Genomic DNA, 14591 nt, shown 5'->3' on the forward strand with positions numbered 1-14591 from the left:
GGCCCGAGGTCGTCATGGTCTCGCGCTTATCGGTTCGCCGCCGGTCAGTCCAGACCGGAGACCGCCGTCCCGCCCGGCTCGCGCCGCAGCGTCGCCTTCAGTTCCGACAGGGTGACGGCGCGGAAGGCCAGCAGACAGAAGCCATACAGACCCGCCCCCGCGCCGCACACCGCCAGGATGGCGATCTCCTTGGCCAGGAACAGGCGGCTCAGTTGCGGATAGAAGACGTCGGCCGCGAACAGCAGGGCGGCCATCATGGCGCTGGCCGCGGCCACGCGGGCGAAGCGGGACACGAAGGCCGGCGACGGCCGCCAGCTGTTCTCGCGGACCAGCACCCCGCCCAGCAGGGCGACATTGATCCAGGCCGAGGTGCTGGTGGCGATGGCCAGGCCCAGCACCCCGTCCCAGCCCTGGCTGCGGAACCAGAAGAACAGGACCGAGCCCAGGACGATTGTGATCGCAACGCTGGTCACGGCGAAGATCATCGGCCGGCGGGTGTCCTGGCGGGCGAAGAACGGCGGGGTCAGGACCTTGGCCAGGACGAAGGCCGGCACGCCCCAGGCGAACTGGCGCAGCACGTCGGCCGTGCGGGCGGCGTCGGCCGAGGTGAAGGCGCCGCGCGTCACCGTCGCGTCGATGATGAAGAAGGGGATGACGAACAGGGCTACGGCGGCGGGCAGGGTGAAAGCCATGGCCAGGTTGACGCCGTCGTCCAGGGTGCGCTGGCCGCCCTCGTGATCGCCGGCCACGAAGGCCTTGGTCAGTCGCGGCACCAGGGCCAGGCCGATGGCCACCCCGACAAGGCCCAGCGGAAGCTGGTACAGGCGATCGGCGTTATAGAGAACCGAGCGCGCGCCCTCGTCCGAGCCTGTCAGGAACTGCGACACCAGGGAGTTGATCTGAAGCGCCCCGCCGGCCAGGGCGCCGGGCACGGCCAGGGCCAGAGTGTGGCGCACATTGGGGGTGATGCGCGGCAGGCCGATCTTCAGACGCACGCCCAGCCGCCGCACGCCCCACCACAGCAGCCCCGCCTGGATCAGGCCGGAAACCGTCACCGCCGCCGTGACCATCAACAGCACCGCCTCCTGCGCGATCGGCAGGATCAACGGCGGCATCAGGGCGGCCAGGGTGCACAGGTTCAGAAACACGGGCACGGCCGCCGACAGGGCGAACCGACCGCCCGTGTTCAGCACCCCCGACAGTAGGGACGCCACGGTCATGCAGGCCAGATAGGGCATGGCCAGCTGAGTGGCGATCACGGCGGCGCGCAGCACCTGGGGCTGATCGCGATAGGCCGACAGCAGCCACGGCATGATCCACGGCATCACGATCTGCAGCAGAATGCAGAAGCCGGCGACCACCGCCAGCATGAAGCTGAGCGCCTCGGACGCCGTGACGGCGGCCGCCGCTTCGCCCTCGCGCGCCCGGACCCCGCCATAGACCGGCACGAAGGCCTGGGCGAAGGCGCCCTCGGCGAACAGGCGCCGGAACATGTTGGGCAGCATCAGGGCGGTGGTGAAGGCGTCCATCATCGGTCCCTGGCCGAAGCGCGCCGCCAGCGCCATGTCGCGCACGAAGCCCAGGATGCGGCTGCCCAGCGTCAGGCTCGACTGGACCAGGGTGTTGCGGGCGAGGCTCATGCGGACATTCGACAGAGGCGAAGGATCGCTTCGCTTAGCGCGCTTCCCCAGGCGGCGATACGGGCTTGCGCACGCGCCGGCCCAGTTCCGAGACGTCGCGGGCGCTGGCGCGGGCCGAACGCACCTTGCGGCCTTCCGGAGCGGGGGCGCGGCTGTTCAGCACCGCCTCCAGCGCCTGGCGCAATTCTTCGATCCGCTGTTCGGACGCCAGTTTTCGTCCCTTGCGATCCACCACATAGAAACTGTCCACCGCCCGCTCGCCATAGCTGGCCACATGGGCCGAACGTATGCTGAGCCCCTCGTCGGTGAACACCCGCGACAGATCGGCCAGCAGGCCGGGCCGGTCGGCGCAGGACACTTCGATCACCGTGGCCGCCTCGCTGGCGTGATGATCGACCATGACCACCGGCCGAACCTCGAAGGCGGCCTTGCGGGCGTTGCCGGCCAGCCGGGGCGCCTGTCCGATCCGACCCTCGCCCCGCGCGGCCTTTTCCAGCGCCTGGACCAGGGTCTTCAGCCGGCGCGGCTCGGCCTGGCCATAGGGCAGGCCCGCCCCATCCTGAACGCGAAAGACATCCAGCACCACGCCCGCCTCGGTCGCGACGCGCGCGTCGGTGACGTCCGCGCCCAGGGCGGCCATGGTCTGGGCCAGGTCGGCGAACAGGCCGGGCCGGTCGGCGGCGGCGATGGAGATTTCGGTCGCCTGGACCGGCAGCCCCTCGACCGGCGACACCGGCGCCGCCTCGGCCGCCGCGCCGTCCTTGCGTGCGCGCTCGACCAGGGCGGGGTGGGCCGACAGGGGATCCTCGCACATCACGTCCTCGCCCCGGAACAGGGCGGCGACTTGGTCGTAGAGGGTGCGCATCAGCTGGCCCTTCCAGCCGTTCCAGACCCCTGGCCCCACCGCCCGGATGTCGGCGACGGTCAAAACCAGCAGCATTCGCAACCGCTCGGGATCGCCGACCAGTTCCGCGAAGGCGCGGATCGTGGCCGGGTCGGACAGGTCGCGCTTCTGGGCGTAATCGGACAGGGCCAGATGGCTGCGCACCAGCCAGACCACCAGTTCTATCCGCCGCGGATCGACACCCAGCCGTTCGCACGCCCGGCGCGCGGCGATGGCGCCGTCCTCCAGCTGTCCCCGTTCGCCGCCCTTGCCCACATCGTGCAGCAGCATGCCCAGCATCAGGGCTTCAGTGTCCGAGATCAGCTGCACGATCTCGGTCGCCAACGGGTGGTCGCCCTTCAGCTTGCCCCGCGCGATGTCGTTGATGATGCCGATGGCCTGCAGCGTATGCTCGTCCACCGTATAGGCGTGATACATGTTGAACTGGGTCTGGCCGACGATCCGGCCCCATTCGGGCAGGAACCGGCCCAGCAGGCCCGTCTCGTTCATGATGGTCAGAACCCGGTAAGGCCTTTGTCCGTGCGCCAGAACGTCCAGAAAGGCGCGGCTCGCCGCCGGATCGCGTCGCAGACGGGGCGTCACCAGCGACAGCGAGCGCGTCACCGCCGAAAAAGCGTCCGGGTGCAGATCGAGGTCATGCCTGTCGGCGGCTACGAACAGGGTCAGCAGCTTGACCGGATCGGCGGCGAACACCTCCGGGCCCTCGACCGACAGCCGGCCCTGGTCGATCCAAAACCCGTCGATCTCCAGCTTGCGCCGCGCCGGGCGAAACGGGATCATCAGCCGCGACAGGCCTTGGGCCGTCTTCTGATGGCGCGCCTCCAGCTTGGCCGACATTGCGCGGGTCAGGGCGCCGACATCGCGGGCGATCAGGAAATAGCGGCGCATGAATCGCTCGACCGCCGGTTCGTCGCCACGCCCGCGCCACCCCATGCGCCGCGCGACCTCGGGCTGCATGTCGAAGGTCAGCTTTTCCTCGGGCCGTCCCGCGATCAGGTGCAGGTGGGTGCGCACGCGCCACAGGAAGTCGAACGCCTCGTCGGATGTGCGCCGCTCGCGTGGGGTGAACAGCTCGTCCATCACCGTCGCGCCCAGCCGGCTGTCGGGCGCCAGGGAGCGAGCGACCCAGTACAGGGTGTTCAGGTCGCGCAGCCCCCCCTTGCCGTCCTTGACGTTGGGTTCGACCTTGTACCGCGTCACGCCCGCCTTCTGGTGGCGAAGGGTCCGTTCTTCCAGCTTGGCGGCGATGAAGGGGCGCGGGTCGGTCTTTGACACCATGTCCCGGAACCGCCCGATCATCAATTCGGCCAAGGCCTGATCGCCCGCCAGCGGCCGCGCCTCGAGCAGGGTGGTCCGAACCGACATGTCGGTGCGCGAAAGGCTCAGACACTCCTCGACCGAACGCACGGAAGGCCCGACCTTCACCCCCAGGTCCCACAGCACATAGAGGACGAATTCGATCACGTTCTCGCCGCGCGGCGTGGCCTTGGCCGGGCGCAGGAACAGCAGGTCCAGATCGGAGAAGGGCGCCAATACGCCGCGCCCGTAACCGCCCACCGCCACCAGCGACAGGCGCTCGCTCTCGACCGGCGATACGGGGAACAATATCTGCGTCGCCACCCGCCACAGGGCGGTCAGCATCTCGTCCGCCGCGGCGGCGTAGAGCCGGGCCACCTCGCGCCCCTTCAGGCCGGCGTCCAGCTTGCGCTCTGCGCGGGCGCGGGCGGCGTCATAGGTCTCGCGCAATACGAAAGAGACCGCCGCGCGCGGATCCTGCGCGGCGGCGGCCTCGTCTAGTCGGTCGTCCAGGCTGGGCGAAGCGGGGGTCATCCGCCGATATAGGCCTCAAACCCTCGCCGCGTCAGTGGACGATTATTCGGGACGAACGCGCTTCTTGCGGAACGACGGGTTCAGCACCTGCTTGCGCAGGCGGATGGACTTCGGCGTCACCTCGACCAGTTCGTCGTCGTCGATATAGGCGATGGCCTGTTCCAGCGACATCTGGCGCGGCGGGGTCAGGCGCACGGCCTCGTCCTTGCCGGCGGCCCGGACGTTGGTCAGCTGCTTGCCCTTGATCGGGTTGACGTCCAGGTCGTCCCAACGCGCGTTCTCGCCGATGATCATGCCCTGATAGGTCTTTTCGCCCGCGCCGACAAACATGACGCCGCGATCTTCCAGGTTCCACAGGGCGAAGGCGGCGGTCTCGCCGTCCGAGTTCGAGATCAGCACGCCCTTCAGACGGCCGGCGATGGCGCCCTTGTGCGGCTCATAGTGGCTGAACACGCGGTTCAGAACGCCCGAACCGCGCGTGTCGGTCAGGAACTCGCCCTGATAGCCGATCAGGGCGCGCGACGGCGCCTTCAGGCTGATGCGGGTCTTGCCGGCGCCGGACGGGCCCATGTCCGACAACTCGGCCTTGCGGGCCGACAGCTTCTCGATGACGACGCCGGTGAACTCGTCGTCCACGTCGATCATGACGTCCTCGATCGGCTCCAGCTTCTCGCCGTTATCGCCGGTCTGGAACACCACGCGCGGACGCGAGATCGAGACCTCGAAGCCTTCGCGGCGCATGTTCTCGATCAGAACGCCCAGTTGCAGTTCGCCGCGCCCCGCGACCTCATAGGCGTCGCCGCCTTCGGTCGTCGTCACGCGGATGGCGACGTTGGCCTCGGCCTCCTTCAGCAGGCGGTCGCGGATGACGCGCGATTGGACCTTGTCACCTTCGCGGCCAGCCAGGGGGCTGTCGTTGACCGAGACGGTCATGGAGATGGTCGGCGGGTCGATCGGCTGGGCGTCCAGCGGCTCGGTGACTTCCATGGCGCACAGGGTGTCGGCCACGGTCGCCTTGGACATGCCGGCGATGGCGACGATGTCGCCCGCTTCCGAACCCTCGTCCAGCGGCTGGCGCTTCAGGCCGCGGAATGCCAGGACCTTGGTGATGCGGCCGCGCTCGATCTCCTTGCCGTCGCGGTCCAGGGCGTGGATCGCCATGCCGGGGATCGCCTTGCCGCTCTCGATCCGGCCAGTCAGCAGGCGGCCCAGGAAGGGGTCGCTTTCGATCAGCACGTTCAGCATGCGGAACGGCTTGTCCTTGTTGGCCTGGACGGCCGGCGGCGGAACGTGGTCGACGATCAGGTCGAACAGCGGGGCCAGGTTGTCGTTCGGGACGTTCAGGTCCAGCGTCGCCCAGCCGTTGCGGCCCGAGGCGTAGATGTGCGGGAAGTCCAGCTGTTCGTCGGTCGCGCCGATGGCGGCGAACAGGTCGAAGGTCTCGTTGTGGACGCGGTCCGGGTCGGCGTGGGCGCGGTCGACCTTGTTGATGCACAGGATCGGACGCAGGCCCATCTTCAGGGCCTTGGTCAGCACGAACTTGGTCTGGGGCATGACGCCCTCTTCGGCGTCGACCAGGATGACGCAGCCGTCCACCATGCCAAGGATGCGCTCGACCTCGCCGCCGAAGTCGGCGTGGCCCGGGGTGTCGATGATGTTGATGCGGGTCTCGCCCGCCTTTCCGTTCCAGAGCACCGAGGTGCACTTGGCCAGGATGGTGATGCCGCGCTCCTTTTCCTGGTCGTTGGAGTCCATGGCGCGCTCGGTCGTCGCCTCATTGGCTCGGAACACGCCGGACTGGGCGAGCAGTTGATCCACCAGGGTCGTCTTGCCGTGGTCGACGTGGGCGATGATGGCGACGTTGCGCAGGTTCATGAAGGGCTCGGGCGGACTGTGTTCGGTCGCGGAGAATCCGCGCCGCTGCAAGGGATGCAGGCATTAGGGGGAGAAAGTTTCGCGCGCCTCTTACAGGCAAGAGCGGCGAAACGCCAGAGCAGGCGGCCAAGACCCGTTCAGGCGTCAGCCCAGGTCGCGGGTCATGTAGCGCGCATCGGCGCCGTAGCTGGCCAGCTTGGCCGCCATGCCCGGGACCGTCTTCTCGGCGAACCCCTGGCGCGACCAGAAGCCGACGGCGTCGTTGACCGCCACCAGGGCGATGACCGGCCAGCCGTCCTCGGCCGCCTGCTCGGCCAGCCTTTCCACGATCGCGCCGGTCGCGCCTGCGCCCCGCGCTTCGGGATGCAGGGCCAGGTCGTGCAGATAGATCAGGTTGGGGTCGGCCGGCAGGCCCTCGATCACCGTGTTCAGCGGCGGCGCGCTGTCGGCCTTCCACGGATAGGCGATCAGATAGCCCCTGGCCGGGGCGTCGCCGTCGGCCAGGACGAAACAGCCGCGCGGATAAAGCGCCAGCCGGTTCTCGAAACAGGCCTGGTCCTCGAAATGATCGGGAAAGGACAGCCGCGCCACTCCGACCACCGCCGCGATGTCGCCCGGCCGCATGGGCCGCCAGCTCAACCCGCCGTCGGCGCGGGGCAGCGTGCGTTCAGTTCCGCCTTCTGGAAGCGCCATCGAATGGTCCTTTCCCGCCCGTCGACCACGCCTTCGATCCGCGCGTTCAGGGCCTCGCCGTCGCGTTCATAGACGACGCGCTTGGGAAAGTCGTCGGCGGCCGCCTGTTCGAACACGACATGGCCGGGGCCGGAGGCGACGACGGCGAACACCGTGACCGGCGCTCCTCCCGGCTGGGCGAAATAGGCGTAGGGCGCGTCAGGGGCCGGGCCGGTCGGCGCGATGCGCGACTGTTCGAAGCCTATGCGGTCGCCCCGGATCGTCACATTGACGCCCAGCATCAGCGACAGGCGCGGATCGGTCCAGATTTCCGAAACCTCGCGTCCCGGCTCGCACGAAAGCCAGGCGCCGGCCATCCAACCCAGGTCGGGTCGCAGGTTTGGGGTTTGCAAGGCGGCGGCCATGGTCAGCGCGATCAGCATGATGGGATATCCCTCTCTCCAGCGCCGAGACCCTAGTCGGCGTGAGGCGGACCCGGCTTGTAGGTTTGCGACGCTATGGCGCGGGCCAGTTCGTGCTGCTCTCGCGCCCATTCGGTGGCGGTGCAGCCTAGAAATCGGCGAAAGTCGCGCGCCATCTGTGGTTGGTCGAAATAGCCGGCGTCCAGCCCCGCCTCCAGCCAGCTGGCGTCGGCGCTGGGCGTTGCGGCGTGATCGAACACGCGCCGGAAACGAAAGATCGAGCGCAGCATGCGCGGCGAGACGCCAACGCGATCCGCGAACCGTCGTTGCAGGGCGCGGCGGTCGCCGGGCGAGCGGCAGGATATGGGCTTGTCTTCGGCGGCGGCCTCGATCTCGGCCCGGATGACCGGGTCGATCGCCCAGTCCCCGCGCCGTCTCAGGTCGTCAAGCCAGGCGACGAAGGCGGCGGCCTGTCCTTCGGGATCGCCGGGCGGCGGGGCGAAACCGGCCAGGCGCGCCGTCATGTCCAGCCGCCGGTCCGTCGCCGTCGCCAGGGGCAGGCCCAGAAAGTCCCTGGCTCCGTCGGGTTCGAAGCGGATAGCGACCAGTTCGGTCGGGCCGGTCGGCCGCATCACCAGGGGACGGGTCATCTGGCCGGCGAACAGGGCGGGCGGTTGCAGATGGAAGGCGCCGTCCGGGGCCTGCTCCGCATAGGGCGCGCCCAGGTCGAAGATCAGTTCGGGGCAGCCGTCCGGCGCGATCCGCTGGATCGTCATGCTGGGGTCGGGGGCGGCGTAGGTCCAGATGACGCGGACGAAGGGCCGCAGCGCTGCGGGCGGCACGAACTCCCGGTAGCGGTCCTCCCCCGAGGCCACCTCAGTTCACCTTCGACGGGTCCGGCGGCGCCTCCGGCAGGGCGGACACCGGGACGCCGTCCGCCTTCAGCTTCTCGACGTCGGCGGGCGTGGCCTCGCCATAGATCTCGCGTCTTTCGGACCGGCCCTCATGGATCGCGCGCGCCTCGCGGGCGAAGGCGTCCCCGACATAGTCGAAATTGGCCTCGACATGGGCGCGCACCTCGCGGGCGGCCTCCATCATCATGGTCTGCATCGTCTTCACGGCCTCGAGAGCGGCGGGGGGCGAGCGTTTCGTCCCGCTGACGGAGGGCGACATCACCGCCTTTTCGACCTCGCCGGAGCCGCAAAACGGGCATTCCACCAGGCCGCGCGCCGCCTGGTCGTCATAGTCGGAAGACGAACCGAACCAGGCTTCGAAACCGTGGTCGTGGTCGCATTTCAGGGCGTAGCGGATCATCGGCGGTCAGGAGGCAGGCAGGAAGTCGCGGTCATGGGTCAGGGCCGGCACTGCGGCGCGGGCGCGTCGCACCGCCTCCATGTCCAGTTTCGCCGTCACGATGCAAGGCTCGTCGTGATCGGCCTTGGCGATGATCTCGCCCCAGGGCCCGACGACGGTGGAGCGGCCCCAGGTGCGCCGGCCGTCTTCGTGCGGACCGCCCTGCGCCGGCGCCAGGACGAAGGCTCCGGTCTCGATGGCGCGGGCGCGCAGCAGGGTCTCCCAGTGGGCCTCGCCAGTCGGGGCGGTGAAGGCGGCGGGAATCGCGATCATCGAGGCGCCCGCCTTGGCCAGCTGGCGATACAGGTGGGGAAAGCGGATGTCGTAGCAGACGGTCAGACCCAGGCGTCCCCAAGGCGTATCGGCCGCGACCGCCCTGTCGCCCGGCCGCACCGTGGCGCTCTCGCGATAGCGTTCTCCGTTCGGCAGGTCGATGTCGAAGACATGCAGCTTGTCATACCGCGCCGTGATCGCGCCCGACGAATCGACCAGAAACGAGCGATTGGCCGCCCGCCCCTCCCCGGCGCGCCCCGACCGCACGATGGCCGAGCCGATAAGCAGCCAGACGCCTAGTTCGGCCGCCAGGCGCCGCAGGCCGAGAACCGCCACATCCTGATCCTCGTCGATGACGGCGGCGTCGCGACGCTCGCGGCGCTGCTCCAGGACATTGGTCCCCTCCGGCGTCAGGATGAACCGCGCCCCGGTCGAGGCCGCCTGGCGGATCAGCGGCTCGACATGAGCCAGTGCGTCCCGCGCCGTCGCCGGCGTGCGGGTCTGGATCAGGGCGATGTCGATCCCGCCGCTCATCGACATCAGGCGGCCAGCAGGGCGTCCAGCTTGCCGTCGCGGTCCAGCGCGTGGATGTCGTCGGACCCGCCGACGTGCCGGCCGTCGATGAAAATCTGCGGGAAGGTCATGCGGCCGCCGGACTTCTCGACCATTTCGGCCTTCTTGTCGGCGTCGTTGGATGCCACGATCTCGGTATAGTCCACGCCCTTCTTCTTCAGCAGCGACATGGCGCTGAAGCAGTAGGGGCAACCGGGCTTGGTGTAGATGACGACGTCGGCCAAAGGGATTCTCCACTCAAAAATTTCACGCCCTCAAGTCGAGCATCGCCATGCAGCGGGCGGCGGGGCGCATTCTACATAGTCAGTTCACGGGCGTTTCGCACCCGTGCGATCACGGCCAGGTCCACCGCCCGCGCGCCCGCCTCGATCAGAGCGCGCGCGCAGGCCTCGCCGGTCGCGCCCGTGGTCAACACGTCGTCGATCAGAAGGATGCGCCGTCCCCGAATGCGCCGCCGCCCCGCCTCGGTGACGACGAAGGCCTTTTTCACGTTCAGCCGCCGCCCCCGTCGGCTCTTTCCGCCCTGGCTTGCGGTGTGGGACGTGCGGATCAGGGCGTCGGGCAGATAGTCGCGCGCCGCGCTGCGGGCCAGGGGGCGGGCGATCTCGGCCGCCTGGTTGAACCGGCGCGACAACAGGCGAAACGGATGCAGAGGCACCGGGACCACGGCGTCCGCCGCTTCGACCAGTTCGGCCGCGGCCCGCCCGATCCAGCGCGCGAACAGGGGGGCGAACTGCTGCTGGTCCCCATGCTTGAACCGCAGGATCAGGCCGCGCGACGCCTCGTCGTACAGGCATGCCGCCCGCGCCCTTTCGAAGACATAGGGCTGGGCGACGCAGGCCGCGCAACGGGCTTCGGCGAAGGCGCCGCCGTCGTATTCGAATGCGGCGCCGCAGCCGTCGCAGACCGGCGCCTCCAGAAACCGAATGCGGCTCCAGGCGTCGGGCGTCAGGCCGGCCGCTGCCGTCGCCGCGCGGCTGTCATGAGCCGTCGGGGGCAGGATCAGATCGGCCAGTCCGCGGCCCCAACCGGCGCCGCCCGACCGCAACCGCCGCGCCGCCCCTTCCCAGGCGCGCCGCCAGCCCCCATCCTGTGCGTCCATGACCGTCTCCCCCGTCCCTTTCGAAGGCCCCCCGCGCATCTTCGACGCCGCCCGCCGCCAGGCTCGCCTGGCGCGATCGGCCCGCCGCTTCCATCAGGCCGATTTCCTCCACGTCCGCGCCGCCGAAAACGCCGCCGAGAGCCTGGAGGCGATAGTGCGCGATTTTCCCGTCGTGGTCGATCTTTCCGCCCATTCCGGCGTGTTTGATCGTGCAGTACGCGCCAGCGACGCCGCGCCCCGCATCGGCGCCGTCTCCGCGCCCCTCGGCCTGGACCGGCGGGCCGCGCCGGGCGCCCAGGCCCTGCCCCTCTCCGACGCATCGACCGACCTGATCGTCTCGCTTCTGACGCTGCACTGGGCCAACGACCTGCCCGGCGCCCTGGCGCAGATCCGCCGGGCGCTGAAACCGGACGGCCTGTTCATCGGGACCCTGTTCGGCGCGGGAACCCTGAAAGAGCTGCGTGCGGTGTTGACCGAGGCCGAACTGGCCGAGCGCGGCGGCGCCCAGGCGCGCGTGTCGCCTTTCGCCGACGGCTATGACGGGGCGGCCCTTCTGCAACGGGCCGGCTTCGCCCTGCCGGTCTCGGACGTGGATCGGTTCACGGTGCGATACCCCGACCTGTTCGCCCTGATCGGCGATCTTCGGGCGATGGGCGAGACCAATGGGCTGCACGGCCCCGTGCGGCCGTTGAACCGTCGCATCGTCGCGCGCGCCGCCGCCCTTTACGCCGAACGCCACGGCCTGGAGGACGGCCGCATCCCCGCGACCTTCGAGATCATCCACCTGGCCGGCTGGAAGCCGCACGACAGCCAGCAGAAACCTCTGCCGCGCGGTTCGGCCAAGACCCGTCTGGCCGATGCGCTGGGCGTCCGGGAAATGACGGGCGAGGAACCGGACTAGCCGCTTATGGCGGCCTTCATGGCCGTCGTCAGCTTTTCGACGGTCACGGCCAGGCCGCCGTTCTGGGCGTTCGCGAAGGCGTTGATGGAGCCCACTATGGCCAGGAAGATCAGGGCGCAGATCAGGCCGTATTCGATGGCGGTCGCGCCGCCCTCGTCGCGCAGGAATCGGCCGATAAGACGTCGCATGACCGGCCTCCCTGGTCGGCGGTGGTTACAGCAGGTCGCGCAGCCAGGCGACCAGGGGTTCGTCCGCCGGCGGCATGGGATAGTCCGAAAGCTTCTCCGGCTTCACCCAGGCCAGGCCGTCGTGCTCACGCGCCGTGACCACGCCGTCCCAGCGCCGGCACAGATACAATGGCATCAACAGGTGAAATGAATCGTAAGCATGGCTGGCGAAAACGAACGGCGACAGGCAGTTTTCGCTGACGTCGATCCCTAGCTCTTCCTTCAGCTCGCGGATCAGGGCCTGTTCAGGCCGTTCGCCCGGCTCCACCTTGCCGCCGGGAAATTCCCAAAGCCCGGCCAATGTCTTGCCCTGCGGCCGTTTGGCGATCAGCACCCGCCCGTCCACATCGATCAGGGCGACGGCGACGACCAGGACGGTGGGGATCGGCGCTTCGTTCACGAGCGATAATCGCCGTTGATCTCGATGTAGCCCTTGGTCAGGTCGCAGGTCCAGACGGTGGCGGACGCCCGGCCGGAACCGACATCGACGGTGATGTCGATCTCGGGGTTCTTCATATAGGCCGTCATCTTGGCCTCGTCATAGGTCGAGGCCGGGGCGCCGTCGATGGCGGCCTGGTGCGGGCCGAACTTGATGGCCAGGCGGTCGCGGTCGACCGGCTCCTCGGTCTTGCCCACGGCCATGACCACCCGGCCCCAGTTGGCGTCCTGACCGGCGATGGCGGTCTTGACCAGGGGGCTGTCGGCGATGGACTTGGCCAGCTTCCGCGCCGAGGCGGGGCTGGCCGCGCCGTCCACCGTCACCTTTACGAACTTGGTCGCGCCCTCGCCGTCGCGCACCAGCTGGTGCGCCAGGTCCAGCATCACCTTGTCCAGGGCGGCGGAAAAGCTCTTCAGCCGCCGGTCGCCGACCCGGCCGATGCGCGGCGCGCCCGAGGTTCCTGTGGCGAACAGAAGCGCCGTGTCGTTGGTCGAGGTGTCGCCGTCCACCGTCACCGAGTTGAAGGTGGTGCGGACATGCAGGCCCAGCAGCGCCTGCAGCACGTTCGGATGGATGTCGGCGTCGGTGACGATGAAGGCCAGCATGGTCGCCATGTCCGGCGCGATCATGCCCGACCCCTTGGCGATCCCGGCGATGCGGACCTTGTAGCCCTCGATCTCGGCCTCGGCGTAGGAGCCCTTGGGGAAGGTGTCGGTGGTCATGATGCCGCGCCCGGCCCTGGCCCATTGATCGGATGGATGGGCGGCCTCCAGCCCGTTCTCGATCTCGGGCAGTTTGGCGACGATCTTCCTGTCGTCCAGCACCACGCCGATCACTCCGGTCGAGGCCAGCATGACGTCGCGCTGGCGGCAGCCGAACCGTTTGGCGACCTCCGAGGCGGTGCGTCGGGCGGCGTCGGCCCCGGCCTTGCCGGTGAAGGCGTTGGCGCACCCGGCGTTGACCACCAGGGCGCGCACATCCTTGCCGCCTTCCGCGCCGCCCAGATGCTTCTTGCACCAATCGACGGGCGCCGATCCGATCTTGTGGCGGGTGAAGACGCCGGCGCAGCTGGTCCCGCGGGCGAAGCGGAACACCACCAGGTCGTCGCGCTCGTGCTTGTAGAAGCCCGCCCGGGCGGTGGCGATCTCGACCCCGCCGATGGGCGGAATGGCGGGAAAGGGCGTGGCCAGGGGCGAGATCGCCAGGCCAGGCTTGCCGGCGGGGGCCGGTGCTGGCGCGGCGGCGGCGGCCGAAGGCTCCGTTCCGGCGACCCGGGTCGCGCGCTTCAAGGCCGTGGCGAAGGGGTCCAGCGCCTTTTCGAACACCTGTTCGATCTTCTGGCCGGTCGTGGAGGGGGGCTTGGTCATGTCAGGCGGCCGGTTCGGAGGGCTGGGCGGGCGCGGCGGGGGGCGTACTGGCGGGCGGCTTCGGCGGGGCGGGCAGGTGGATATCGACCTTGGCCTTGCCCCGAAGCTGCTCCAGCAACTGGCGCACGCCCTCATACGTCAGATAGCGCACGATCTGCGGCCGGGCCTGCTCCAGGGTGGGCGGCGTCTCCTTTCGCCGGTCCTCGACCCGCAGCACGGCCCAACCGCCTTCCGTCTGAAAAGGCCCGACGACGGCGCCTGCCGGCTTGTCGCGCAGGGCGTCGGCATAGGCCTGGGGCATGACGTCCAGCGTCGAATAGCCCAGGTCCCCGCCCGAGAATCGCGTCGCCTCGTCGATGGACCGCTCCATCGCCACCGCCTCGAACCCGGCGTCCTGGCCCAATATTCCGATCACCGCGTCGGCCTCGGGCCGGGTGCGCGACAGGATCAGCCGCACGCGGATTTCCTCGGCGTTCTTCGCCAGCCGCAGCTGCTCATTATAAAGCGTCTGCACCGCTTGGTCCGACACGGCCTTGTCGACCACGCTCTCCACCAGCATGTCGCCCAAGATGCGCTCGCGCGTCGCCTCGAGGCGACGCTGGGCCAGGGCCGAGGAATCCAGGCGACGGCGCTGGGCCTCTCCGGCCAGGAGCTTCTGGTCGATCACCTCGTCCAGCACCCGGCGGAACAGGTCCGACGTCGCGTCCAGCGGCTCGCCCTCGCCGATCAACCCTTGCGCAACCGCCTCGCGCCGCACGTCGGAGGCCCAGATGGTGCGATCCTGCACCGTGGCCACGGCCTGGTCGCCCGGCTCCGGCGGCCGGTCGCCCCCGTCGCGCGAACAGGCCGCCGTCGTCAGTCCGGCGGCCAGAAGCGCGGCCAGGACCGCCGTTTTTCGCCAGGTCGAGGGTCGCCGGAATGGGATCAAGGAGGCGCTCCGTCGAAGGCGGCCGAAAGCCCCTCGCGTTGACAGGGGTTAGGCCGGTGCTTAAGTCCGCCCTGCGCCCAAGTCG

15 protein-coding genes are annotated in these 14591 nt (G+C 69.4%); 1 reads left to right on the forward strand and 14 read right to left on the reverse strand.

Features of this window, described 5'->3' with window-relative positions:
• Positions 1–44 precede the first annotated feature (44 nt).
• The 10 genes from murJ to AC0L6G_RS12100 form a co-directional block, all read right to left on the reverse strand.
• Entirely contained in the window at positions 45–1640 is a 1596-nt protein-coding gene (gene murJ / locus AC0L6G_RS12055; RefSeq protein WP_473252302.1) for a murein biosynthesis integral membrane protein MurJ, read from the reverse strand.
• Positions 1641–1674: 34 nt separating this feature from the next.
• Positions 1675–4374: a [protein-PII] uridylyltransferase gene (gene glnD / locus AC0L6G_RS12060; RefSeq protein ID WP_473252303.1), complete on the reverse strand. Its 2700-nt coding sequence runs from the start codon at positions 4372–4374 to the stop codon at positions 1675–1677.
• Positions 4375–4416: 42 nt separating this feature from the next.
• Positions 4417–6249, reverse strand: a complete 1833-nt coding sequence (gene typA / locus AC0L6G_RS12065; protein ID WP_473252305.1) for a translational GTPase TypA — start codon at positions 6247–6249, stop codon at positions 4417–4419.
• 144 nt (positions 6250–6393) lie between these two features.
• On the reverse strand, positions 6394–6888 hold the full coding sequence (locus tag AC0L6G_RS12070; protein ID WP_473252307.1) for a GNAT family N-acetyltransferase: 495 nt from the start codon (positions 6886–6888) through the stop codon (positions 6394–6396).
• Complete coding sequence (locus AC0L6G_RS12075) at positions 6885–7364, reverse strand: DUF6265 family protein (RefSeq protein ID WP_473252308.1); 480 nt, start codon at positions 7362–7364, stop codon at positions 6885–6887. The genes AC0L6G_RS12070 and AC0L6G_RS12075 overlap by 4 nt, the downstream gene beginning before the upstream one ends.
• Positions 7365–7396: 32 nt before the next feature.
• Positions 7397–8218, reverse strand: a complete 822-nt coding sequence (locus tag AC0L6G_RS12080; protein WP_473252309.1) for an AraC family transcriptional regulator — start codon at positions 8216–8218, stop codon at positions 7397–7399.
• A 1-nt stretch (position 8219) separates the two neighbouring features.
• Entirely contained in the window at positions 8220–8657 is a 438-nt protein-coding gene (locus AC0L6G_RS12085; protein WP_473252310.1) for a DUF1178 family protein, read from the reverse strand.
• A 6-nt stretch (positions 8658–8663) separates the two neighbouring features.
• The gene (locus AC0L6G_RS12090) at positions 8664–9503 is read right to left on the reverse strand and encodes a carbon-nitrogen hydrolase family protein (protein ID WP_473253246.1); all 840 of its coding nucleotides are present in this window, start codon (positions 9501–9503) and stop codon (positions 8664–8666) included.
• A 5-nt stretch (positions 9504–9508) separates the two neighbouring features.
• A complete protein-coding gene (gene grxC / locus AC0L6G_RS12095; protein WP_293826407.1) occupies positions 9509–9766 on the reverse strand; it encodes a glutaredoxin 3 in 258 nt (85 codons plus the stop codon).
• Between the two features lie 71 nt (positions 9767–9837).
• Positions 9838–10644, reverse strand: coding sequence for a phosphoribosyltransferase family protein (locus tag AC0L6G_RS12100; protein ID WP_473252311.1), 807 nt, complete (start codon positions 10642–10644; stop codon positions 9838–9840).
• Here AC0L6G_RS12100 and AC0L6G_RS12105 point away from each other — a divergent pair.
• Positions 10643–11545 (forward strand): methyltransferase domain-containing protein, encoded by a 903-nt coding sequence (locus AC0L6G_RS12105; RefSeq protein ID WP_473252312.1) that lies wholly within the window; start codon positions 10643–10645, stop codon positions 11543–11545. The two genes, AC0L6G_RS12100 and AC0L6G_RS12105, sit on opposite strands and share 2 nt — an antisense overlap.
• On the opposite strand, the gene AC0L6G_RS12110 is transcribed toward AC0L6G_RS12105, so the two are convergent.
• From AC0L6G_RS12110 to AC0L6G_RS12125, 4 genes are read right to left on the reverse strand one after another with little or no spacing between them, the layout of a single operon-like run.
• Complete coding sequence (locus AC0L6G_RS12110; RefSeq protein WP_293826412.1) at positions 11542–11733, reverse strand: Flp family type IVb pilin; 192 nt, start codon at positions 11731–11733, stop codon at positions 11542–11544. The genes AC0L6G_RS12105 and AC0L6G_RS12110 overlap by 4 nt on opposite strands.
• A 25-nt stretch (positions 11734–11758) precedes the next feature.
• Positions 11759–12157, reverse strand: a complete 399-nt coding sequence (locus tag AC0L6G_RS12115; protein WP_291535546.1) for a (deoxy)nucleoside triphosphate pyrophosphohydrolase — start codon at positions 12155–12157, stop codon at positions 11759–11761.
• Between the two features lie 11 nt (positions 12158–12168).
• Positions 12169–13578: a bifunctional glutamate N-acetyltransferase/amino-acid acetyltransferase ArgJ gene (gene argJ / locus AC0L6G_RS12120; protein ID WP_473252313.1), complete on the reverse strand. Its 1410-nt coding sequence runs from the start codon at positions 13576–13578 to the stop codon at positions 12169–12171.
• A gap of 1 nt (position 13579) precedes the next feature.
• Positions 13580–14506 (reverse strand): peptidylprolyl isomerase, encoded by a 927-nt coding sequence (locus AC0L6G_RS12125; protein WP_473252315.1) that lies wholly within the window; start codon positions 14504–14506, stop codon positions 13580–13582.
• Positions 14507–14591: the final 85 nt, after the last annotated feature.

It is taken from the genome of Brevundimonas sp. D3-1P (assembly GCF_055809335.1).